Annotated in this window: 19 protein-coding genes; 8 read left to right on the forward strand and 11 right to left on the reverse strand. The window is 42.3% G+C overall.

Annotated elements, in window-relative coordinates:
• Positions 1 to 4: 4 nt before the first annotated feature.
• From IM797_RS26245 to IM797_RS26270, 6 genes are all read left to right on the forward strand, one after another.
• Positions 5 to 883: a sugar phosphate isomerase/epimerase gene (locus tag IM797_RS26245; RefSeq protein WP_194130196.1), complete on the forward strand. Its 879-nt coding sequence runs from the start codon at positions 5 to 7 to the stop codon at positions 881 to 883.
• Positions 884 to 1,107: 224 nt separating this feature from the next.
• On the forward strand, positions 1,108 to 2,100 hold the full coding sequence (locus tag IM797_RS26250; protein WP_194130197.1) for an aspartate-semialdehyde dehydrogenase: 993 nt from the start codon (positions 1,108 to 1,110) through the stop codon (positions 2,098 to 2,100).
• A 91-nt stretch (positions 2,101 to 2,191) separates the two neighbouring features.
• A complete protein-coding gene (gene dacB / locus IM797_RS26255; RefSeq protein ID WP_194130198.1) occupies positions 2,192 to 3,604 on the forward strand; it encodes a D-alanyl-D-alanine carboxypeptidase/D-alanyl-D-alanine-endopeptidase in 1,413 nt (470 codons plus the stop codon).
• A 69-nt stretch (positions 3,605 to 3,673) separates the two neighbouring features.
• Positions 3,674 to 5,638: a beta-N-acetylhexosaminidase gene (locus tag IM797_RS26260; protein ID WP_194130199.1), complete on the forward strand. Its 1,965-nt coding sequence runs from the start codon at positions 3,674 to 3,676 to the stop codon at positions 5,636 to 5,638.
• A gap of 21 nt (positions 5,639 to 5,659) precedes the next feature.
• On the forward strand, positions 5,660 to 6,454 hold the full coding sequence (gene truA, locus IM797_RS26265; protein WP_194130200.1) for a tRNA pseudouridine(38-40) synthase TruA: 795 nt from the start codon (positions 5,660 to 5,662) through the stop codon (positions 6,452 to 6,454).
• Positions 6,455 to 6,547: 93 nt separating this feature from the next.
• Complete coding sequence (locus tag IM797_RS26270; RefSeq protein ID WP_194130201.1) at positions 6,548 to 7,003, forward strand: DoxX family protein; 456 nt, start codon at positions 6,548 to 6,550, stop codon at positions 7,001 to 7,003.
• On the opposite strand, the gene IM797_RS26275 is transcribed toward IM797_RS26270, so the two are convergent.
• The 4 genes from IM797_RS26275 to IM797_RS26290 are packed head-to-tail and all read right to left on the reverse strand — an operon-like array spanning position 7,000 to position 10,259.
• Positions 7,000 to 7,506 (reverse strand): shikimate kinase, encoded by a 507-nt coding sequence (locus IM797_RS26275; protein WP_194130202.1) that lies wholly within the window; start codon positions 7,504 to 7,506, stop codon positions 7,000 to 7,002. The two genes, IM797_RS26270 and IM797_RS26275, sit on opposite strands and share 4 nt — an antisense overlap.
• Position 7,507: 1 nt before the next feature.
• A complete protein-coding gene (locus tag IM797_RS26280; protein WP_194130203.1) occupies positions 7,508 to 8,563 on the reverse strand; it encodes an ABC transporter permease in 1,056 nt (351 codons plus the stop codon).
• A gap of 2 nt (positions 8,564 to 8,565) precedes the next feature.
• On the reverse strand, positions 8,566 to 9,717 hold the full coding sequence (locus tag IM797_RS26285; RefSeq protein ID WP_194130204.1) for a BT_3928 family protein: 1,152 nt from the start codon (positions 9,715 to 9,717) through the stop codon (positions 8,566 to 8,568).
• Positions 9,717 to 10,259, reverse strand: coding sequence for a DUF1599 domain-containing protein (locus IM797_RS26290; RefSeq protein ID WP_194130205.1), 543 nt, complete (start codon positions 10,257 to 10,259; stop codon positions 9,717 to 9,719). The genes IM797_RS26285 and IM797_RS26290 overlap by 1 nt, the downstream gene beginning before the upstream one ends.
• A gap of 57 nt (positions 10,260 to 10,316) precedes the next feature.
• Between IM797_RS26290 and folP the strand changes: the two genes are divergently transcribed.
• Both folP and cdaA read left to right on the forward strand, forming a co-directional pair.
• Complete coding sequence (gene folP / locus IM797_RS26295) at positions 10,317 to 11,171, forward strand: dihydropteroate synthase (RefSeq protein WP_228099138.1); 855 nt, start codon at positions 10,317 to 10,319, stop codon at positions 11,169 to 11,171.
• Positions 11,172 to 11,193: 22 nt separating this feature from the next.
• Positions 11,194 to 11,985 carry a diadenylate cyclase CdaA gene (gene cdaA / locus IM797_RS26300; RefSeq protein ID WP_194130207.1) on the forward strand — a complete coding sequence of 264 codons (792 nt, stop codon included), beginning with the start codon at positions 11,194 to 11,196 and terminating at the stop codon, positions 11,983 to 11,985.
• Positions 11,986 to 12,126: 141 nt separating this feature from the next.
• Here cdaA and IM797_RS26305 read toward each other — a convergent pair whose 3' ends face one another.
• From IM797_RS26305 to IM797_RS26335, 7 genes are all read right to left on the reverse strand, one after another.
• Positions 12,127 to 13,329 carry a TlpA disulfide reductase family protein gene (locus tag IM797_RS26305; protein WP_194130208.1) on the reverse strand — a complete coding sequence of 401 codons (1,203 nt, stop codon included), beginning with the start codon at positions 13,327 to 13,329 and terminating at the stop codon, positions 12,127 to 12,129.
• A gap of 20 nt (positions 13,330 to 13,349) precedes the next feature.
• On the reverse strand, positions 13,350 to 14,411 hold the full coding sequence (locus tag IM797_RS26310) for a TlpA disulfide reductase family protein (protein WP_194130209.1): 1,062 nt from the start codon (positions 14,409 to 14,411) through the stop codon (positions 13,350 to 13,352).
• Positions 14,412 to 14,442: 31 nt separating this feature from the next.
• The gene (locus tag IM797_RS26315) at positions 14,443 to 15,642 is read right to left on the reverse strand and encodes a TlpA disulfide reductase family protein (protein ID WP_194130210.1); all 1,200 of its coding nucleotides are present in this window, start codon (positions 15,640 to 15,642) and stop codon (positions 14,443 to 14,445) included.
• Positions 15,643 to 15,697: 55 nt separating this feature from the next.
• Positions 15,698 to 17,134: a RagB/SusD family nutrient uptake outer membrane protein gene (locus tag IM797_RS26320; RefSeq protein ID WP_194130211.1), complete on the reverse strand. Its 1,437-nt coding sequence runs from the start codon at positions 17,132 to 17,134 to the stop codon at positions 15,698 to 15,700.
• A 34-nt stretch (positions 17,135 to 17,168) separates the two neighbouring features.
• Complete coding sequence (locus IM797_RS26325) at positions 17,169 to 20,600, reverse strand: TonB-dependent receptor (RefSeq protein ID WP_194130212.1); 3,432 nt, start codon at positions 20,598 to 20,600, stop codon at positions 17,169 to 17,171.
• Positions 20,601 to 20,810: 210 nt separating this feature from the next.
• Positions 20,811 to 21,980: a FecR family protein gene (locus tag IM797_RS26330; RefSeq protein ID WP_194130213.1), complete on the reverse strand. Its 1,170-nt coding sequence runs from the start codon at positions 21,978 to 21,980 to the stop codon at positions 20,811 to 20,813.
• Between the two features lie 69 nt (positions 21,981 to 22,049).
• On the reverse strand, positions 22,050 to 22,613 hold the full coding sequence (locus tag IM797_RS26335) for an RNA polymerase sigma-70 factor (RefSeq protein WP_194130214.1): 564 nt from the start codon (positions 22,611 to 22,613) through the stop codon (positions 22,050 to 22,052).
• Positions 22,614 to 22,891 lie beyond the last annotated feature (278 nt).

A 22,891-nucleotide genomic window follows, 5' to 3' on the forward strand; every position in this document is an offset into this window, starting at 1 on the left:
AGATATGAATTCAAGAAGAAATTTCCTCAAACAGGCGGGCATGGCTGCAGCAGGAACCTTATTGCTGCCCTCCATCGCCAACAGTTCCGTTTTTGCAAAAAGACCTGTGGGACTACAATTGTATACCCTGAGAAACCAAATTACGAAAGACGTTAAGGGAGTAATTGAAAAAGTTGCCGCCGCAGGGTACAAAGAAGTAGAAACTTTCGGTTATGCCGCAAAAAGCGGGTACTGGGGCTTAGATGCAAAAGCATTTAAAAGCCTGCTTAAAGCCAACGGACTGCAAAGCCCGAGTGGCCATTTTGTAGTGGACGACTTCATCAGCACGGGTAAACTGGATGTTTTAAAAACCCAGATTGAAGGTGCTGCAGCTATAGGCAACAGCTACTTCACCATCGCCTGGCTGGGAGAACCGCTGCGTAAAAAGCTGGACGACTACAAACAAATTGCCACCCGCTTAAGTGAAGCTGCTGAACTGTGTAAAAGATCCGGTTTAAAATTAGCCTATCACAACCATAACTTTGAATTTGACAAACACGAAGGTGATGTCACCGGATATGAAATCCTGTTGAAAGGAACCGATAAAAACCTGGTAAGCTTTGAAATGGACTTATACTGGGTGGTGCGCTCCGGAAATGATCCGGTTGCTTTATTCAATAAATATCCCGGACGTTTCCCCATGTGGCATGTCAAAGATATGGACAAGGCCAACCATGGCATCAATACTGAGGTAGGTACCGGAACAATCGATTTTAAAGCTATTTACAAACAGGCCAAACAAGCAGGGCTTCAGCACCTGATTGTAGAACAGGAAAACTTTGCCATAGATCCATATGTGAGCATTAAGAAGAGCTTTGACTATGTAAACCGCGAATTGATTTAAAGGATTTTTAATCCTAAAATGAAAAAGGGAAGCGGTTAATCATAACCGGCTTCCCTTTTTTGTTAAATAATTCACATATTTGGGGAATTACTTATTAAAAACTCATAAAAGCTGAATCATAATTAATTAAAAACAAGTAAAATAACAAATTAGAAAAATGAAACCATCGAAAGCCTTTGGCTGACGATAGCTTCATGGCAATTAAAAAACAATTAAAGAAAATCATGAAAATTGCAGTAGTAGGCGCCACCGGATTGGTAGGTACCGTAATGTTAAAAGTATTAGAAGAGCGTAACTTCCCGTTGACAGAGTTAATCCCGGTAGCATCTGAAAAGAGTGTTGGTAAGGAAATTACTTTCAAGGGTAAGAAGTACGCTGTTGTAAATATGGATACTGCGATTTCGATGAGACCTGATATCGCGTTATTTTCTGCAGGTGGAGGTACGTCTTTGGCCGAAGCCCCGCGTTTTGCTGAAGCAGGTACCACTGTGATCGACAATTCATCTGCATGGCGCATGGATCCGTCGAAAAAGCTGGTTGTTCCTGAAGTAAATGCAAATGAATTATCGATTGATGATAAGATCATTGCAAATCCAAATTGTTCGACGATTCAAATGGTGGTGGCCTTAAAACCATTGCATGACAAATACAAAATCAAACGTGTAGTGGTATCTACTTATCAATCGGTAACCGGAACAGGTGTAAAAGCGGTTGAGCAGTTGATGAACGAGCGTAAAGGAATTACTGACGGGCCGATGGCTTACGCCTACCCAATCGATTTAAATGTAATTCCTCAGATTGATGTGTTCCAGGATAACGGATATACCAAAGAAGAGATGAAAATGATTTTGGAAACCCGTAAAATTATGGGCGATGACTCCATACGTGTAACAGCAACAACTGTGCGTATCCCTGTAATGGGTGGTCACTCTGAATCAGTGAATATTGAGTTTGAGAATGATTTTAATGTAGATGAAGTTAGAGCTTTGCTTGCTGCAACTCCAGGAATTATTGTAGTAGATGATCCTGCGAACCTGAAATATCCAATGCCTAAAGATGCTCATGAAAAAGATGAGGTTTTTGTAGGTCGGATCAGAAGAGACGAATCTTTACCAAATACTTTAAACATGTGGATTGTAGCAGATAACCTGCGTAAGGGGGCTGCAACCAATGCGGTTCAGATTGCAGAATACCTGGTACAAAAAGGACTGGTTTAATTTCGGATTTAGTTTATACTAAAACCATATTGTCACTACGGTCGTCATTCTGAATCCTTCAGAATGACGACCGTTTTAATTTTAAAAGCACATGTTTAAAAGATTAGCATTTTTCCTTTTGTACTGCCTGCTGGTCAGCAGTAGCTTATGCGCCCAAAGCCCGATACAGAAAATTGATAAGGCTTATGCTACATTTCTTGCGGATGAGCAAACTAAATATGCCAGCTTATCCCTCATCGTATTGGATGCCAACACGGGCAAAACGCTCTTTGCCAAAAACGAAAATGTAGGTCTGGCAACAGCTTCCACCTTAAAAACCATTACCGCTGCAACCGCATTCAGTATCCTGGGTAAGGACTTTCAGTTTCAGACTACCCTTGGATACAGCGGCAGCATTACCGCAGATGGCACTTTGAAAGGCGACCTGATCATTAAAGGCAGCGGAGATCCGACACTGGGTTCCCCACGCTATCAGAACAAAGAAAGTCTGGTACTATCCTTATGGGCGGAAGCCATCAAAAAAGCTGGAATCAAAAGAATTGAAGGGGCCGTGATTGGTGATGACCGCATATTTGGAACGCAAACCACACCAGAGGGTTGGGTTTGGCAGGATATCGGCAATTACTATGGTGCCGGAACTTCTGGTCTGGCCTGGCGCGAAAACCAGTTCGACATCTACCTGCGTCCCGGGGCAAAAACCAATGATGAAGTCAGTGTATGGAAAGCAGTTCCCGAAATGCCTTATATCAGGATGGTTAACGAAGTAAAAACTGGCCCCTCCGGCTCTGGCGACAAGGTTTATGCCTTTCTACCACCCTACAGCAATACCGCTTACCTAAGAGGTACCTGGGGTTTGGGCATTGGTAAATCCAGCATTGCTGCAGCTTTGCCGGACCCTGCTTTTGATTGTGCCTACCGTTTACAGGACACCTTAAAAAAATTAGGCATTACCATTAGTAAACCCGCAACAACCAGCAGAGTTCTCACCTTAAATCAGGTGGAAAGTCCGGCAATTGTACAAAAATTAAATACCATCAGCTCTCCTCCCCTCAGTGAGATCGTTTACTGGTTTCTCAAAAAAAGCATCAACCTCTATGGCGAGACCTTACTTAAAACCTTAGCCCTGCAGTCCGGAAAAACACCAGGCACAGCATCAGGTACAGCAACTGAGATCAACTTTTGGGCAGCCAAAGGTATCGACAAGCAAGCCATGAACATCATAGACGGCAGTGGGCTTTCTCCGGGAAACCGCGTAACTACCCGTGCTATGGCCACCGTACTATTTGAAGCGCAACACGAATCCTGGTTTGCTGATTACTACAAAGCCTTTCCCGACTACAACGACATGAAAATCAAAAGTGGCACCATCAACGATGTATCGGCATTTGCAGGTTACCATACCGACTCTGCCGGCAATAAATACATCCTGGTTATTAATGTCAACAATTATTCAGGTTCGGGAATTAACCGTAAAATATTTAAGGTATTGGATGCTTTAAAGTAATTCTTAAATTGCAGGAATTTGCAGATTTAAGCACAGAATCTGATAAAGAAAACCAGAAAAATAAAACAGATGAAACATACCTTGTTAGCCTTATGCTGTTCCGCCTTTTGCCTGACTGCATTTAGCCAGACTTCAGTTAAGCCGACCATCATTCCGGCTTCAGTAATCAGTGTCCTAAATACGCCTCCGGAGATTGCCATCATTCCTGAACCCGTAAGTCTCACCAAGGGAGAAGGACATTTTGTATTACCTGAAAATGTAGCAATCCATGCTACTGTAGCTGCGGATTTAAAACAGGCTATAAGCTTTTTACAGGAGAGGCTTTCGCAGCCTACCGGGAGTTATGTTTCGACTACAACAGGCTCCACTGCAACAGCACAGATCAGACTGATCCTCAACGAAAAGGAGAACCACCTATTGGGCACAGAAGGTTATCAGCTCAGCGTAACGCCGAGCCACATCACCATCCGCGCCAATAAACCGGCAGGCATATTTTATGGTGCACAGAGTTTAATCCAATTGTTTCCTAAAGAAATAGAAAGCAAGGAATTAGTTGAAAATATCGAATGGGCTATTCCTTGTGTGGAAGTGACCGATTATCCGCGGCTGGGCTGGAGGGGATTGATGTTTGACGTTGCCCGCCATTTCTTCACCAAAGAGGAGGTAAAACAATATATCAATGCCATGGTTCGCTACAAGTACAACATCTTACACCTGCACTTAACAGACGATGAAGGCTGGAGAATCGAAATTAAAGGTTTACCTAAATTAACTGAGGTTGGTGCCTGGAGCGTTAAAAAGGTAGGTACTTTTGGCGACTTTATTCCGCCTACAGCAGATGAGCCAAGAAACTACGGTGGTTTTTACACCCAGGACGACATCAGGGAACTGGTAAAATATGCCAAAGAACGTTTCGTGAATATCATGCCGGAGATTGATGTTCCCGGGCATAGTCTGGCTACAATAGCATCCTACCCTGAATTGTCTTGCACCCCGGGTGCCGAAAACTACAAAGTACGTTCCGGTGAAAAGATTATGGACTGGTCGAGAGGAGCTCCGCCAACTGCCCTGATCGACAATACGCTTTGCCCGGCCAACGAAAAAGTATATTCCTTTTTAGATACTGTAATTACACAGGTAGCCGCACTCTTTCCTTTTGAATACATCCACATGGGTGGTGATGAAGCTCCTTTCAATTTCTGGGAGAAAAACGATGCGGTTAAAGCCCTGATGCAAAGGGAGGGACTGAAAGACATGCACCAGGTACAGGGTTATTTTGAAAAAAGGGTTCAAAAAATTGTAGAAGCCAAGGGCAAAAAGTTTATTGGCTGGGATGAGATCATGGCTGGCGGCTTACCTACAAGTGCTGCCGTGATGAACTGGCGCGATGTAAAATATGGCAAAGAAGCGGCTTTACAAAAACGTGAAGTTGTGATGAGTCCGGCTGCGTATGCCTATATCGACTACATGCAGGCGGATGCCATTACCGAGCCCAGAGTTTATGCTTCATTGCGTTTAAGCAAGGCCTATGAATTTGACCCGATCCCGGCTGGCGTCGACCCAAAATACATCAAGGGCGGTCAGGCCAACTTGTGGACCGAACAGGTCTTTACCATCCGCCAGGCCGAATACATGACCTGGCCTAGAGGAATGGCCATTGCAGAATCGGTATGGTCACCTGTAGAAAAGAAAAACTGGCCAAATTTCTTTGCCCGCGTGGAACAACATTTCAAGCGCCTGGACGTAGCGGAAACGAAATATGCCCCTAGTGTTTACGATCCGATATTTAAAGTGAGCAGGACTGCAGACAGGCAGTTGTCTATAGAACTGAGTACAGAAGTACCCGGACTGGACATCTACTATAGCTTTGACAACTCATTCCCGGATCGTTTTTATCCTAAATATAGAGAAAAGCTAACGCCGCCAAAAGATGCTACCATGCTCAAAGTGATTACTTACAGAGGTAAAAATCCGGTTGGCCGCATGATGAATATGCCGATCGAAGAAATGAACAAAAGAGCAGGCAAAAAGTAGTTTATAAAATCTATACCAACATTGAGATACTTTGTACACATTGGTTACAACGGCGTAAAATACAATGGCTGGCAAAAACAGCCCGGAATCATGAACGTTCAGGGTGTTTTGGAAAATGCCCTGAGCCAGATCTTTAAAACCCCGCTATTCATTAACGGATGCGGGCGTACAGATGCCCGTGTTCATGCCAGTCAGTTCTTTTTCCATGTGGATATTGAACAGGAATGGGACTTTGACCTGGTATTCCGCTTAAACAAAGTGTTGCCTCCGGCAATCGCTGTGTTCGACATCATTGCGATGGAGGGTACACCCCATGCCAGATTTGACGCAGTACAAAGGTCGTATGATTACTTTATACACACCTACAAAGATCCTTTTTTAACCGGACTGAGTTCCTTTTACCTGTTACAGGATTTAGATTTTGCTAAAATGCAGCAAGCAGCAGCTGTGCTGCCTCATTATAAAGATTACAGGGCCTTCTGCACCAGCCCTGATAAATACGAACACACCCTTTGTTATGTCCGCTCTGCCGGACTAAAAGTAAGCCACAACGGCGACAACATTCATTTCAACATCTCATCCAACCGTTTTTTAAGTAAAATGATCCGGATCATTATGGGCGAATTGTTGAAAATTGGCAAAGGTGAGCTGAGCGTAGATCAGTTTGAACATTACCTGGCCAACCGACAAACGCCTCCACTGTTGACGCCTGCACATCCAGAAGGCCTGTATTTATCCAAAGTAACTTATCCATACCTCAATCTGGCCCCCAGAAAGGAGTTTTCCCTCCTGGCCAATACGCGCGCCTGGCAATAAACCCAACACACTAATTGTGAATATCTTAGCTTGATAATTTCGATATTATTGATTAGCTTTAATAGAGGACTTCATTTAAAAGAAGTATGTTGTATGACCGTTATTCAAAAAATTGAGCATTGGGGAGATCTTCATCATGCCAAATGGCTGGATGTGATCCGCGTGGTGCTGGGATTACTCATTTTTTCTAAAGGGATTGCCATTGTCAGCAATACAGCCAGTTTACAAGACCTGTTGCTTGAAAACAATGTTTTTGGCTTTTCAGGCCTGATGGCGAGTTTGGCCGTTCACATCATTGGCTTTGTACACCTGGTAGGTGGTCTATTGATCACCATTGGTTTACTAACCCGCTTTGCAGCAGTCATTCAGATTCCTATTCTCCTCTGTGCTGTATTTTTCGTAAACCTGGCACATGGCTTTTCTATGCTCAACAATGAACTGTGGCTATCCATCATTGTACTGCTACTCCTGGTATTGTTCTGGATTGTCGGCTCCGGACCGTTTTCTGCGGATCAAGCCATGAAAAAAAGAGCAAGGGTATCCGATTAAGGATGGCTCAGAACGAGTGCCCTAAGGTCATCAGCCGTTAGATTGATACCATTGGCAATTAATGCAGCACGACTGTAATCAGCTTCGCGCTCGGCTAGTTTATGTTCAATAAAAGCCACCAGACCGGCTTCATCAAGGTCTTTTAACAAAGGCCTTTTCTCTTTGCCATGTTCAAGTCTTCTGGCCAATGCCAATGGCGTCATTTGAATATAAACAGCCAGGCCATTGGCATTCATCCAATCCATATTGTCAAAAAAACATGGAGCCCCGCCACCTGTAGCAACTACGCAATTTTGCGGATAGTTAAAAGTTTTTAAAGTTTCACTTTCCAGTTTTCTAAAAGCTTGTTCACCATGTTCGGCAAAATAAGCGGCAATGCTTGTGCCCAGGTTTCTTTCAATCTGGTGGTCAAGATCTATAAAATCATAACCTAACTTAAGCGCTAACTTCTTACCATGGGTACTTTTACCACAACCCATAAAACCAATTAAAAATATCTTCATTTTAAGCCAGTTTTACCCTTGGATCTACCAGGGCATACAATATATCTACTAAAATATTCACAATTACGAAAACGAAGGCAATGAACAAAATGGAGCCCATCACCACCGGGAAGTCAGACATCTCCAGGGCGTTTACAGTTGCCCGTCCTAAACCATTATAACCGAAAATGTATTCGACAAAGAATGATCCGGCGAGCAAAGAAGCAAACCAACCCGAAATGGCTGTAATTACCGGGTTCAATGCATTTTTAAGTGCGTGTTTGTAAATGATGGCATTCCGGCCCAATCCTTTTGCCCGGGCAGTACGGATGTAATCCTGCGCCAGTACATCAAGCATTGCACTGCGCGTCAACTGCACAATAATAGCCAAAGGTCTCAGGCCAAGGGTAACCATTGGCAACCACAGGTTTTTCCAGGTCATGATTTCCCCTTTAAAAGGATCGTAACTATATAAACTACCTGACATGTTTAAACCGGTATAATCACTCAATACAAAACCAAACAACCAGGCAATGATGATCCCTGCAAAAAAAGAAGGTGCCGAAATACCCAGAATGGCAAATGAATTTGCAGTCTTATCAATCCAGGTATCTTTATGCACAGCAGAAATTACACCTAGAAACACGCCAATTACCGTTGCGAAAATCATCGCTGTTAAAGCCAGTATAAAAGTATTCGGTACCGTTTCAGACAAGATCAAAGTGACATCTCTTTTGGTCTGGTAAGAACGGCGCAGGTATGGCCATTTCAGGACCAGCACATCACCGCCTATGGCAAACAATTTCGCATAATGATATTTTTCCTGATTTTCCTGTGTATTTTCATGTAAGCTGACTGGCGAAAGATCTTTCAGGTACAATAAAAACTGCACCGGTTTAGACTTATCCAAACCAAACTCTTTACGTACTGCTTCCAGGGAAGAAACATCAGAGCGTTGCCCCATCGTCATTCTTGCCGGATCGCCAGGCAGGATATTGAACAAGACAAACACCACAACCACCACGCCTGAGAGCACAGCCAATCCGTAAAAGAATTTCTTGACAGCGTAGTATAACATGGTTATTTTGAAAAATAGGTTTCGCTAAGCTGATCGAAAGCAGGTACCCTGTTGTAATGCCATTTGTTAATGATTACCCCATTTTTCAACAGCAATACACCTGGATTAGCGCGTACCATACTTTTCAAAGGCACTGCATCTGCATAAAATACTTCAGCAAGCAATTTCACGCGTTTGCTAAACAAAGTCGCATCTGATGCTGAGTTGGAAGTGAGTAATACCGTTCTGATGTTAAACTGATCAGCCGCATTCAGCGTAAGTGCATTCAGCTCGGCAATGGCTTTGTCATTGGTATCGTCCAGGTTATAAGCTACAATAACGAGGTTATAATATGGGTTTTCAATCAGTTCTTTGGTATAATCGGTACCCGAACCATCGGTAATTTTAAGGTCTTTGATTTTAGGTTCATACCCCTTTTTAACCAATACCTGATCCGGATTGCCAACAATCTCCCAGTTTTCATCTTTCCATATTTCGGTTTTCAGGTATTCTTTATCTGTCATCCGTTTTTTCTCACCGCTCTGCTTGTTTTTCAAATTGTAAATGATGCCATATTCATCGCCCGTTTTACCTGCAGGAATTTTCATCAGTTCGGGAATATTGGCTCCGATTTTATAGGGTAGAAAATCCAGCACCGGCAAACAACTGTAGGTAAACACACTGAAAAACACAGACACCAACAGCACAAAAGCAAAAAGCCCCTGCTGTACTTTTCTATTGTTGCTGATCGGCTGGATGAGATCTTTTTGGATAAAAAGGTAAATGATCAGAATCAGCAATACAATATCTTTAGAGAATGATTGCCATGGCGTAAGCGGAATGGCATCACCAAAACACCCACAGGAAGTAACGACTTTAAAAGCAGCCGATACAAACGTTAAAAATGTAAAAAAGATAATAACGGCTAATAAGCCTCCGGTAACTTGTTTTTTCCAGAAACCAAACAGCAATAAGGCACCGAGCACAATTTCAAACACGCACAGCAAGATCGCGATCCCCGTGGCCATACCGCCCAGAAAGGACATGTGGAAGACGTCAAAATACTCTTGTAATTTATAGCCAAAACCCAACGGATCATTGGCTTTGATCAATCCTGAAAATATAAAAAGTACGCCTACAAATATTCTGGAAAAATTTAATGCAATCTTCTTCATTATTGAACACCCAGTTTAATCAATGCAAAAACGGAATAATTTAACATGTCCTGATAATTGGCATTTACACCTTCAGAAGCCAGCGTTTGTCCCAGATTATCTTCGATTTGCTTCACGCGGAATATTTTCATCAAGATCAGATCTGTTAAAGAACTGATCCGCATATCGCGCCAGGCTTCTCCATAATCGTGATTTTTATTGAACATCAGTTCTTTGGTTTCATTTACTTTTTGTTCAAAAAGGCTTTGTACCTGGTTCAGTTCCAGCTCTAAAGGATCTTCAGGCGTAAAATCGAGCTGCATCATGGCAATGACACAGTAGTTGATAATACCAATGTATTCAGAGGTGATGTCTTCACCTACTTTAGAAACTTTTTTTTCTTCCAGGGTACGGATCCGCTGGGCTTTGATAAAGATCTGATCTGTAATAGAGGATAGACGGAGTATACGCCAGGCTGTTCCGTAATCTTTGGTTTTCTTTAAAAAAAGCGATTTACAAACCGCTATGACCGAATCGAATTCTTGAGATGTGTTTGCTGCCAAAACAATTAAAATATTTAGTTTAAAGCTATTTGAATACTGTATTTTTGTACTGAAATGATGGCTAAAGATACATTTTTAAACCGAAAGCATACATTAAACCTGCAAGGTAAACTGATAGATTTAAGCGTTCCTCGTGTGATGGGCATCTTAAATCTCACTACGGATTCATTTTACAGCGATAGCAGGAACAGTTCCGTAACGGAGGCTTTACAAAAAACAGAAAAAATGTTGGCCGAAGGAGCCACTTTTATCGACATTGGTGCTTACTCTTCCCGCCCCGGCGCAGCCGATGTGAGTCCGGATGAAGAGTCTGACAAAGTAGTTGCCGCTGTAGAAGCCATATTAAAGGCTTTTCCTGAAGCCCTGATTTCCATTGATACTTTCCGCGCGCAGGTTGCCCGCGAGGCAGTCAATGCCGGAGCCCACATCATCAATGACATCGCCGGCGGAAATATGGATGAGGCCATGTTTGACACCGTAGCCGCTTTAAACGTACCTTATATCATGATGCACATGAAAGGCACACCTCAAACCATGCAGCAGCAAACCCATTACGAAGATATGATGCCGGAGATTGTTGATTATTTTGCCCGTAAAGTTAACTGGCTGCAAAAAATGGGACTTAAAGACCTGATTCTTGATCCCGGATTTGGTTTTGCCAAAACACTGGATCAGAATTACGTATTACTACAACAAATGCAGCAGCTGGATATTTTTGAATTGCCCATCCTGGTGGGTTTCTCCAGAAAATCAATGATCTATAAGTTTTTAGGTGGCGGTCCGGAAAATGCTCTAAATGGCACTACTACATTAAATACCATTGCATTGCTAAAAGGCGCAGGTATTTTAAGGGTACACGATGTGAAAGCCGCAGCAGAGAGTATTGCACTTGTACAAAAGATGAATCAATGAAAAAATCCCTACCTTGTCCGCAATGAAAGCTTTTGATTTCGATTTCCTGAGCGTCTCTTTCACAGACGTGGCCGACATCATATTTGTCGCCGTACTGATCTATTACATTTATAACCTGATCAAGAATACGCTGGCTGTCAATCTTTTGCTGGGGATGGCTATTATACTTATCATTTACTGGGTAGTAGATGCCTTACACATGCGCTTGCTCTCTACCATCATCAACCAGTTCATGAGTGTCGGGATTATCGCTTTAATCGTGATTTTCCAACCAGAAATCAGGCGTTTCCTGCTGCTGATCGGGAAGAATACTTTTTTACAGCAAAACAAAGCCTGGTGGGGTTATCTCTTTGGCAGCAAAAATATTGAACAGAATAATTTAATCCGCATCAAGCCAATTATTGATGCCTGCAAAAGCATGAAGAAATCCAGAACAGGAGCTTTAATTGTTTTTGTTAAATTTTATGACGACCAGCTCTTCGCCAATAGCTGTGAGGTGATTGATTCTAAGATATCCAAGCGTTTACTGGAAAGTATATTTCAAAAATACAGCCCATTGCATGATGGCGCAGTGGTGATCTCGGAAAACAAGATCAAGAGTGCGAGTTGCATTTTACCGCTGACAGACAATGATAAATTGCCTCCTCAATTTGGTTTACGCCACCGTGCAGGTATTGGCGTATCGGAAACTACAGATGCGGTTGCTGTGATTGTATCGGAAGAGACTGGCGAGATTGCTTATGCCAAACAAGGCCGGGTAAGAATGAATGTATCTTTTGGTGAATTGGAAAAATTGCTGAATAAGGACTTTTAATTAAATATCTAAAAATTCTGATATTTGGTCGAAGGTTGCGCCGGACAGGCTCGCTTTGCACGCAGCTGCCAAAAGCCTTCTCCCCAAACATCAGAATTTTATTGTAACTATACAGTTTTATAAGACGTTTAAGCAGCGGTGTTATTTAAACACCTCCGCCAGTTTCGCGTCAATTTCCTTTTCATCACCTGTGTATAACAGGATTTTTCCTTCCTTATCCAACAATACATAAAAAGGAATGAAATGAGTCTGGTATAAAGTACCCACCTTAGCAGGCATATTTTTGATTGGGAACTCATCGATCACCTGCGTCCATGGCATTTTTTCCTGATCCATGGCCTTTGTCCAGTCGTTCCATCTACTATCATCAGATACACTAACAATCTCAAAATCTTTGCCCTTATACTTGGCGTACACCTCTTTCCAATGTGGGATAGCTTCCCTGCAAGGTTTACACCAACTGGCCCAAAAATCGAGCATGATGTATTTACCCCGAGTTGACGAAAGGGTGAAAGCAGTACTGTCACGTTTCAGCAAGGTAAAATCTGGTGAAAGTTTACCTGGTAGCAGAGCTCTTCTTGATTCCTGTTCTTTTAACAAATCAGTGTAATATGTAGATCTTTTAGCTTCACCAGTAAACTTAGCCAGCATAGCGTCTGCTTCAGCTAAGGGCATCTCACTATTGCTTTTGTAGTAATTGCTAAATACATAAATACCGGCTACCGAAGCTGGTTTTTTGGCTACAAATGCATTGATCCATTTAATTTCCCAATCCTTGCTCAACTTACCCACCGAATCAAATTTAGACTTCATTTTCTCCTTTACCCCGGCATTTTTCTCCGCTTCATATGCCTTATTTAACTCAGCAAATACAGCTTTAAACTTTTGCTGCTCCGGGTCATTTTCAAATTCAACGTAACTATCTTGATTATCTGAACCTTTCACCTCAACTTGTTTAAGCGTCGCACCTTTTCCTCCGCCATAGTTTGTGTAATCATAATGACTGGCACCTGCCGTATCCGCCTGAACAGTAATTTCACTGTTCTGAACAAATAACTGTGCTACCCAACCACCAGGCTCAAAAATTAGCGTCATCAATTCAGGCTGCTCAACTTTTCCATTCAATTTAAAAGATCCATTGATCAATTTTACACTGTCCAATGTGGTTGACGTCCGATCACTATCATTATACCTAACTAGTTTTACAAGTCCGGAATCTAATCCTTTTACATGCCCGGTAATCTGATAAGCATCCATTTGTTTATTTGATGTACAACTACTGCCTGCAAACAGGAGCATCGCAAATCCTAAAACGAGCTTGATCTTAACTTTTTTATTGCTCATAAAGTATGTATTGAATAGTTTTAATTAAATAATTCTTCCAATTTTTTATTCAGGATTTCCCCTCTCAAGTCTTTGGCAATGATTTTTCCATTTGGGTCAATCAATAAAGTGCTCGGAATACCACGTATGCCGTAATAAGTGGAAACCTCATTCTCCCAACCTTTCAAATCAGAAACCTGGGTCCATGGCATGGCATCATCTTTAATTGCTTTTTTCCAATTTTCGCCTTTATCGTCAAGAGAAACACCTACCACAGTGAAATTCTTATCCTTATATAGGTTATAGGCTTTGAGCACGTTTGGATTTTCGGCTCTGCATGGTCCGCACCAACTGGCCCAAAAATCGACCAATACATATTTTCCTTTAAAATCAGCGAATTTGACTGGTTTTCCCTCGGTATCGTTTTGGGTAAAATTAAGCATCGGCTCACCGATTGCACTCCTTTTTAGTACAACTAATCTTTCTGAAATGCGTTTCCCTTCATCACTTTTTTGTGCTACCGGATCAAGTTTAGCAAAAGCCTCTGCTACACTTTGATAACTACCCATTGCAGCCCTGTCAGCAACCAGACTTAAACTAAAAGCACTTTTTGGATGTAACGCAATGTATTGGTTGGCTCTTTCTCTTTTCTGTCCCCTGAGCACCTCCAATTTTTGTTCCAATGCTACTTGCTCTTCTTTACTAACCTTACCATATTTTTGATACAAAGGCATTTCCTGGCTACTTAGGTCTTTCAATGAACGATCATAGGCATCCGACTCATCCTGAACTTTTGATCCGGTCACTTTTAGGTTCTGTACAGAATCTACTGTTCCCTTCAGATGAATTGTGCCGCTTTCCGCAAAAAATTCGACATACCGGTTTGTAAACATAATGGCCACCTTCTGCGGTTCAGCCATTTGGGTTATCCATTTAAATTTACCGGCTTTTACCTTGATGGTATCGGCAACATTTTTGTCGCCACGATAATAATGGACAACCAGATCATTCGCTTTCAGTCCGGTAATATCACCCAGTACCGTTGTCGTTTGTGCATACGAAGCTAGTCCGCAACAGCACAAAACCATGGTGATTAATTTCATTTTCTTTAACATAGTTTGAGTTGCTTTATGATTAGTTAAATATTTCAGCCAATTTTTGATCCATGGCGGCATCACCCTCTCCACCACCTCCATAACGACCTATAATAACTCCATCTTTGTCAATCAGTATCTTTGTTGGCAGAGAATGAATAGCGTAAGGTTCGCTGATATCCGTAGATTTATCATATCCTGTCGCTGTTCTTTTCAAACCCCTCAACACATGCTTCCATACACCGATTTTGTCCTGCGCAACAGCCTTTTTCCAGGCGTCAAGGTTGCTGTCATCATCAGACACACCTACTATTTCCAGGCCTTTATCCTTGTACTTGCTGTATAGTGACAATAAATGAGGATTGCCTTTACGGCATGGCACACACCAACTGGCCCAAAAATCAAGCAGCACATATTTTTTACCTTTAAAGTCGGCCATGCTCAGCGGCTGTCCGTTAATATCTGTCGAACTGAATACCGAAGCTATACCGCCCGGCGATCCGCCTTCAAGACTCCTGATCTCCTTTGCAATTTTTTCACCATAGCTGCTTTGTTTTACACGGTCTGACAGCGTCGCATAAAGCAATTTAGACTCTTTAAGCGGCAACGAAGATACCTTCCAGCTTAATGCATACGCGGAATAATCTGAATCATGATGAGTCCTGATGTATTCCATGTCAATTTTATCCATTTCCTCGATTAAAGGATCCATCTTGTCCTTTTCCGCATTTGCAGTTTCCTTTAAGACTTCCAGTTCCGATTCAGGTTTTCCGGCCTTCCTGGCTTCAATGTAGGTCATATTGGCCTTGTTATAAACAGCCGACAAAACACGCATTTGCTCCAGCTGTATTTTTTTACGGAGATTCAGTGCCACCAATTCGTCCTGTGTTTTAGAGCCTTTTATTGTCAGGTTTTTGAAATCACCGTGAATTAACTCCATACTCAGTTTTCCGGGCTCAATAAAAAAGGTAGCCGCATTCGGGTCGTCGAAGGCCTGGCTTTTTACTGTTCCCATAATATAAGCCATCACCGGACCATTTAACTTTCCTTTAAATTCAAATGTCCCGTTCCGTATGACCGCACTGTCCTGTACATAACCATCATTTGTGTCTGGATAGGTTAATTTTAACATACCGGTATTCTGGCCTTTTATCTTGCCCTGTAAAATAAATGGACTCTGCTGGGCAAATACCGGAAGCATTCCTGTAATTAATAAGCTAGTCAAAATGTATTTTTTCATAGAAATTTTTAATAAGCACAGTACCTGTTAGGTATTGTGCTGATGAAATAATAGGTTAATTTGCGCTGTATCCTGTATTCTGCTCTCCAAACTGAGGATTATAAACAAACTCTGTTTGCGGAATAGGTATAATATATTGAATCTGACTGGTGATGGTCGGCTTAAGTGATTTAACTGTGTCAAAAGGAAGTCTAAGTAGCGCCATCCATTCGCTGCCATCCTCAGCAACCAAACTTCTTGAGGTTTCTTTATATATTTCAACTAATAAGTTGGCTGGTGTAGTAGCCGAGGTAACTGCTATATAAGGTACATTTGCAGGTGTTAATCCTCCCTTTTGCTGAATGGTGTGAACCAGTGCTTTTGCATCAGTTAAACTTCCGCCCGAACGTACGATCGCTTCAGCCTTCAGCAAATAAACTTCAGTAAGACGGAACACGTAGTCTGTCTCAGTTAATGCCGTAGGGGTAGATCCTACTGCAACATATTTGGTAAAATAGGTTGTATTGGGCGAATATTGTTGATAAGGTGTTGGGATACCGATGATCCAGTTTTTGCGGGGATCGTCATTGTACAAATCCTTCAACGCAGTTTTAGCCACATACAGTGATGAAGCACCTGGCCAATATTGCCTGGTTTTGCTGTAAGGATCTGACGACTGTAGTGCCTGGGGCTTGATGCCCAGGATAACCTCTTTACTGGCTAGTCCAGCAATACGAAACAGATCCTGTTGACTCGATTGAAGTTCATAATTGGGATTCTGTATAATCTGATCTGCAAGGCGGATTACTTCAAGATAATCGCCATTTGCACCGCGATTGATCAAAACACGCATTTTCAATGCCATAGCCGCCCATTTTGTTGCATAGTGGTTTGGATTGGTAACGGATCCATTGGCGATTGCTTCATCCAGATCAGCGAGTATGAAGTCATAACTTTCATTTACCGTGCTGCGTTTTTTAAGGATATTGTTAAGCGTCGATAATTCGTCGCGCAACAATACACCCTGGGTACTGCTGAGCTTATACCACTCCGCATAATAACTTAGCACCTTAAAATGGGCATACGCCCTGATAAATTTCGCCTCAGCAAATATCTCTTTTTTACGGTTATCCTTAAAGGCTGCATCAGAAAGCGCAGAAACTCCTGCTATTACCCCATTTGCTGCGTTTAAAGTACGGTAAGACTCCTCCCAATATACACCTGCAGACTGTGTTGTGATATTGCTTTCATTAGGAGAGGAACCGAAACCATAGCCTAAATAACCTGCAAATGTAGCTGGAAGCAATTGATGTTGCTGCCAGCCGGTTTTGATATTGGTTGCATTGGCAAAGTTATAATATGCACCATTTAATGCGATTTGAGCAGTAGGCGCATCAATAATTGTGTTACCCTCTACTTTTGCATTTTCAGGTAGTGCACTGAGTTCCTTTTCACATCCGTAACTGGTGGCAATTGTCACAGCTAAGGCAATTATTTTACATAATGTTTTCATGTCCGTTTATATCTAAGTTATACTAATTCCTGCCCTACAAACCTATTCTCAAACCAATGCTGATCTGTCTTACGAAGGGATAACCTCCAGAATCACTGTAACCACCAACTAAGCTGTAAGGATCATTACTTACTTCCGGATCTACTCCGGGATAGCTCGTTATGGTCAGCAAATTTGTTCCAGATATGTAAGCAGACACACTATTGATTTTGAGTTTATCTGTCAGGCTTTTAGGAAGCTGGTAAGCTAATGTTACAGACTTCAGCTTAATGAACGAGGCATCATATACATTATCACTTGCCGCATAAGCATAGGAGCTTTCGCCCAGGATCAGCCTTGGTCTGGTGGCCGTTGGATTTTCTGGTGTCCATCTGTCCAGTATACGAATGCCTTTATTTGTTCTCTGAGAAACATCCCGGTTCTGAATATCTGCGAGATAGAAAATGTCATTACCATACGAAAACGTTGCGAGCGTAGTGAGGCTAAAATTTTTGTAACTTAATCTGTTGGTATAACCTCCATAAAACTTGGGTTCTGCCCGTCCAATGATATCGTCTTTGAAATAAGTATACCCCTGATAACCCATGTAATTTTCAACCACCTCATAACTTGCATCCCCGACGCCCAGGTATGGGTAGTATGAAGGACTTAATTGCTGATAAGCATTTACTTCATCCTGTGTGGTTAAAATCTTTTTAAATACCCTTCCGTATAGCAGGCCTACAGGTTCCCCCACTTTCAGCACCGTATTTCCAAAACGGTAAACGCCTGGGTTTGCAGGATCTTCAACATCGTTATTTAGTGCCAGCACTTTAGAGCGGTTACCCGCGATATTAAAGGTACCTGACCATTGGAAATTCTTATTGCGGATAAAATCTGCTCCAATCATTAATTCAAGACCCCGGTTGCGAATCTTTGCAATATTCGCCGTAACCTGATTAAAGCCAGATGTTCCTGCTACAGATGTAGGGAATAAAATTCCTGAAGTGGTCTTTTCGTAATACCCAATCTCCCCACGTAAGCGCGAATTAAATAATTCAAATTCCAGACCTGCATCTTTCTGCAATGTTGATTCCCATTTCAACCGTTGATTACCCAGTTGGGTTGGTGAGAGACCATTTAAGCCGGCATAAGATACAGGAGAGTATAGGGTATAAAACAGATTATCTGCAATATTTTGTGTCCCGGTATACCCAGCACTGGCTCTCAGTTTAAGCTCATTAATCCATTTCACATCTTTCAGGAAATTTTCCTGCGAAATGCGCCATCCCAAGCCGCCCGATGGGAAGTAACCTACCCGGTTAGCCTTCGGAAATTTGGAAGAAGCATCAGACCTTCCGGTAAATGTAACCAGGTATTTGTTCATGAAACTATAATTCGCCCTCAGGTAAAAACTTAGAAGCGAGTTTTGACCAGAAGTACCTGTTGATGGCAGTGTTATAGCCGCAGATGAAAGATTATTCAAATAGATATCATCAGGGAAGCCCTGACCGCTGGCAGAGAAAGCATTTTGCTTAGTAATTTGCCAATCTGTACCCAATACCACGTCCAGGCTATGCTTGTCGTTAAATTCCTTCTTCCATGTCAGCATATTCTGGATAAAGGTATTTGCCTGTTCAGCTTGTGCCTGGGTAGCCGTTCCGTTTCCTGAACTGCCTGAACCATTAGGCGTAGCTACAGACACCGTACTCGGCACATAATTAGTCTGGCGATAGTTGTTGTAATTTACGGCTACGGAACTTCTAAAGGTCAGACTCTTCAAAATATCGTATTCAGCGGCCAGGCTACCAATCGCGAAGATCGTATTGGATCGGTTAATGCCTTTGGTAAACAGCAGCGGGTTTTGAAAACCCTGATAGGCATATGCGCCAACGTCTGCAGGATCAAGAATTTTGATACTGCCATCAGAATTGTAGGGATCAAATGTCGGCGGTGCAAAAAGTGCCTGTGTATACAGTCCGTTGGTGATGTTATTGGTCATAAAACCATAGTCCAGATTGCTGTTGACGCGAAACCGGCTGCTGATCTCGTTGTCCAGACTCACCTTACCGGCTATGCGTCTGAAATCCGTACCTATTACCGTTCCTTCATTTTTATTATAACTCAATGAAGTATAGTAACGCGAGCCGGAGCCTCCTCCCCTTACCGAAAGGTCGGCATTTTTAGTAATCCCTGTGCGAGTCACCAGGTCCATAAAGTTGGTACTGGCCGTGCCAAAGAAATCAGGATCTGTAAGTATCTGAGTGGCCACTCCATCAGGGGTCTCACCTGGAACAAGCGCTCTCACATCATTCAGGTTCCTAGCCGCTTCCTTTACAATCATGATATATTGATCTCTATTTAGTACCTTCTCATTCTGAGCGAAGCTAAAGCCATTGTACACATTCGCTTCAAAAGTGGGTTTCTGATTGGTTTTACCCTTTTTCGTGGTAATGATTACAACCCCATTGGCTCCTCTTGATCCATAAATTGCTGTCGCTGAAGCGTCTTTCAATATGGTTATCGACTCAATATCATTGATGTTTAAGCCACCCAGACTGTTCAGTCCACGGGCAAAATTCCCTGATACGGAGGAGTTATAGTCATCTTCACCACCCCGGTCTACAGGGCTGACGATATCAGAAGCCGTTTGCTGGAACCGGTTTTGCACCTGTACCTGCACTCCGTCTATAATATATAACGGATCGTTCCCACCTATAAGTGAGGTCCCACCCCTGACCCTAATTTTAGCCACGCCGCCGGGCGAGCCATCGGCCTGAACCACCTGAACACCAGCAGCCTTACCAGTAAGTGCCTGGTCTATCGTTGCAAAAGGAACATCTCTGACTTCATTGATATTTATTGTTGCAACAGACCCTGTCAAGTCTTTCCTTCTGGCACTGCCATAGCCTATAACTACGAGGTCATTTAATTTATTCAGATCCGGCTGCATAATTACAACCATTTCCTGAGTAGCCAGGCGCTCTACCGTGATCATACCTACACAAGAAAACACCAGTACCGTACCTTCTTCCGGGGCATTTACAGCAAATTTTCCTTCGGCGTTTGTCGCGGTGGTTTTGTTAGTACCTTTAATCTTCACACTTACACTTGGAAGTGGCAATCCATCAATACCCCGCACTGTACCATTAATAATTAATACAGCCATATTATTCCGGTTACGGGCTTCTACAATCCGCTCCTTCACCAATATGGTTTTATCGTCAATGCTATAGGTGAAAGGCTGGTTGCTGAATATTTTATCCAGCACTACAGCAATGGGTGTGTTGATCAGGTCGACCGTAATCAATGCCGATTTTTTGAGCAGTTCAGAATCATATAGCAATTGGAAGCCAGACTGCTTTCTAATCTGTTGCAGCACCTTGGTTAATGGTGCATTTTTTTCACTAAGGGTTATTTTTTGTGAATAGCCAGTTGCAGAAACATGCAGACAGCAGGCTATCATGAGTATTGTAGTTAATTTCATAATTAAAATCAGTTTAGATTTTAAATAATCAGAATGGCCGCCACGTTTTTTATGGCTGCGCAATCCCTTGCATAGAATATTGAAATTCATACATTTGTAAGGTTAAGGTTAGTTCAGTTGATTAATTCTAATGGTCGCTGTGATTGCCTTAATGATACCGGCTGCGTTCCCGCGCATCCGGTATATTTTTTTGGCCGAAGTGTATACCTGTTACATAGGCTCTTTTTTTAGGTCTGTAATTTTTATGGTTTTGTTCTCTATTTTAAATTGAATTTTTCCGGTTACTTCCAGCATTTGAAGTACCTGCGATAAATTGACACCTCTGGATATAAATCCGGTAAAAATCCTGTTTTGAGGAATCTCATTGTAATCTACACGCACATTATACCACCTGGAGAGTTGTTTCATGATGTCTCTCAGATCGGTATCATTAAATAAAAAATTTCCATATTTCCATGCCGTCACTTCCTCCACATCGACAGATTTCACCTTAAACCGCTGATCCAATACTGCTTGCTGTCCTGGTTTAAGCAATACATGATCGTCATCATTTCCTTTAAAATTGGCCATCCTGGCCAACACTGCACCTTGCAACAAAGTCGTTTTGGTTACAGGCTCATCTTCATAACTGTTGATGTTGAAATGCGTACCCAAAACCAGGACCTCCTGCCGGTTTGTTTTCACCACAAAGGATTTTCCCTGATCATGAGCCACTTCGAAATATGCTTCACCGCTCAATTGCACTTCGCGTGCTTTCAGTTGCGTAAAGGAAGATGGAAACTTCAACGAAGACGCTGCGTTTAGCCAAACTTTGGTGCCGTCCGGTAAATTGACCTGATACTGCCCTCCAACGGGGGTTGCGATAGTATTGTAACTCACCACCTGATTTTCATCCTGCGCTTTTGCAGTATAAACCAATTTTCCGTCTGCAGCTTTGGTTATCGAAATTCCGGCCTGTTCTGCCAAATGCCCGTTCGCAGCATCACTTAAATTGATGCTGCGGCCATCTGCCAGGATTAACACCGCTTTGTTACCACCCGGAGCGACATCCTGTTTCACAAAGTCGGCTGATGAATTGAATAATGCGCCATTAAAATGAAATACCAGCGCTGTAAAAAGGCTCAGTAAAATTACAGCTGCCGCAGCCACGTTAATCGTCCTTCTCCAAAACGGGATAACGATAACCGGTTTAATTTTTTCATCGATGCGTTTTTTAAGCTTATCCTTGAGCATCGCTTCATCCCCCATTTCTGCTGCATTCCATGCTGCTCCCGCACGCTGATATTCCCTGTAATATTTATTATATATTGCTATATCCGTATCGCTGGCGTGTCCATCAGTGATTCGCTCTACGAGCGCACGGAATTCATCTTTGTTCATTTTATGGCTTTTATACAGGTAAGGCACTTGTCAAGCCCCTAGCACCCACGCCAACTGAAAAAAAATAAATTAATAGATGAAAATAAAGGCTGAAAGACGGCCAAGCTGCTTTCTCAATTGTTTTAAGGCTTTATTGATCTGGTTTTCGACTGTCTTTTCGGTAATCCCCAATCGCAGTGCAATCTCTTTATTACTCAAATGTTCATTCCTGCTGAGCTCAAAAACTTCTCGACAACGTTCTGGTAAACTGATTATAAAGCGGGCGATCATTTCTTTAAGTTCTTTGATTTCCAAAACCTCGTCCGGAAATTCTTCGTCCAGAGCAACCTTGGGTATACGCTCGTAAAACGAAGCCCGAACTTTTCCGTTGCGGATGTAATTGGCCACTTTATATTTAACGGCGACCAGCAGATAAGCTTTTACAGAATTGATTTTCAATACCGTGCGATTTTCCCAAAACCAGACAAAAACATCCTGAACAACATCCAGACAAGCCTCTTCTTCTTTTAACACGTTGAAAGCTGCGCGATAGAGCACAGACCAGTATCGCTCATAAATCTCATTAAAAGCAGTGGCATCATTGGGCACAATTGCTACCAATTCATCATCACTAAGCGAACTGTAAGAAACCATTTTAATTTTAACGGATAATAATGCAAAACCAATACCCAATGTTAAATAAATAATTCCGAATTCTAATGAAATAGAGGCAGATATATGGTTTTTATTTGATCAACCTATTTCACCTTTCTATGGTTCCACTGCGGCTCCATTCTGATTCCTTAGCAGTTGCAACCTTTCCTTATTCTTTCTTTATCCTTAATATGTCAAAGGTTATAGAAACGTTTAAGGAACGGCGAAAGCACACCGCGAAATATGCGGGAGCACAAGGGCAGCATAGAGTAGGCAGC

The organism is Pedobacter sp. MC2016-24 (genome assembly GCF_015223055.1).
Classification (GTDB): domain Bacteria; phylum Bacteroidota; class Bacteroidia; order Sphingobacteriales; family Sphingobacteriaceae; genus Pedobacter.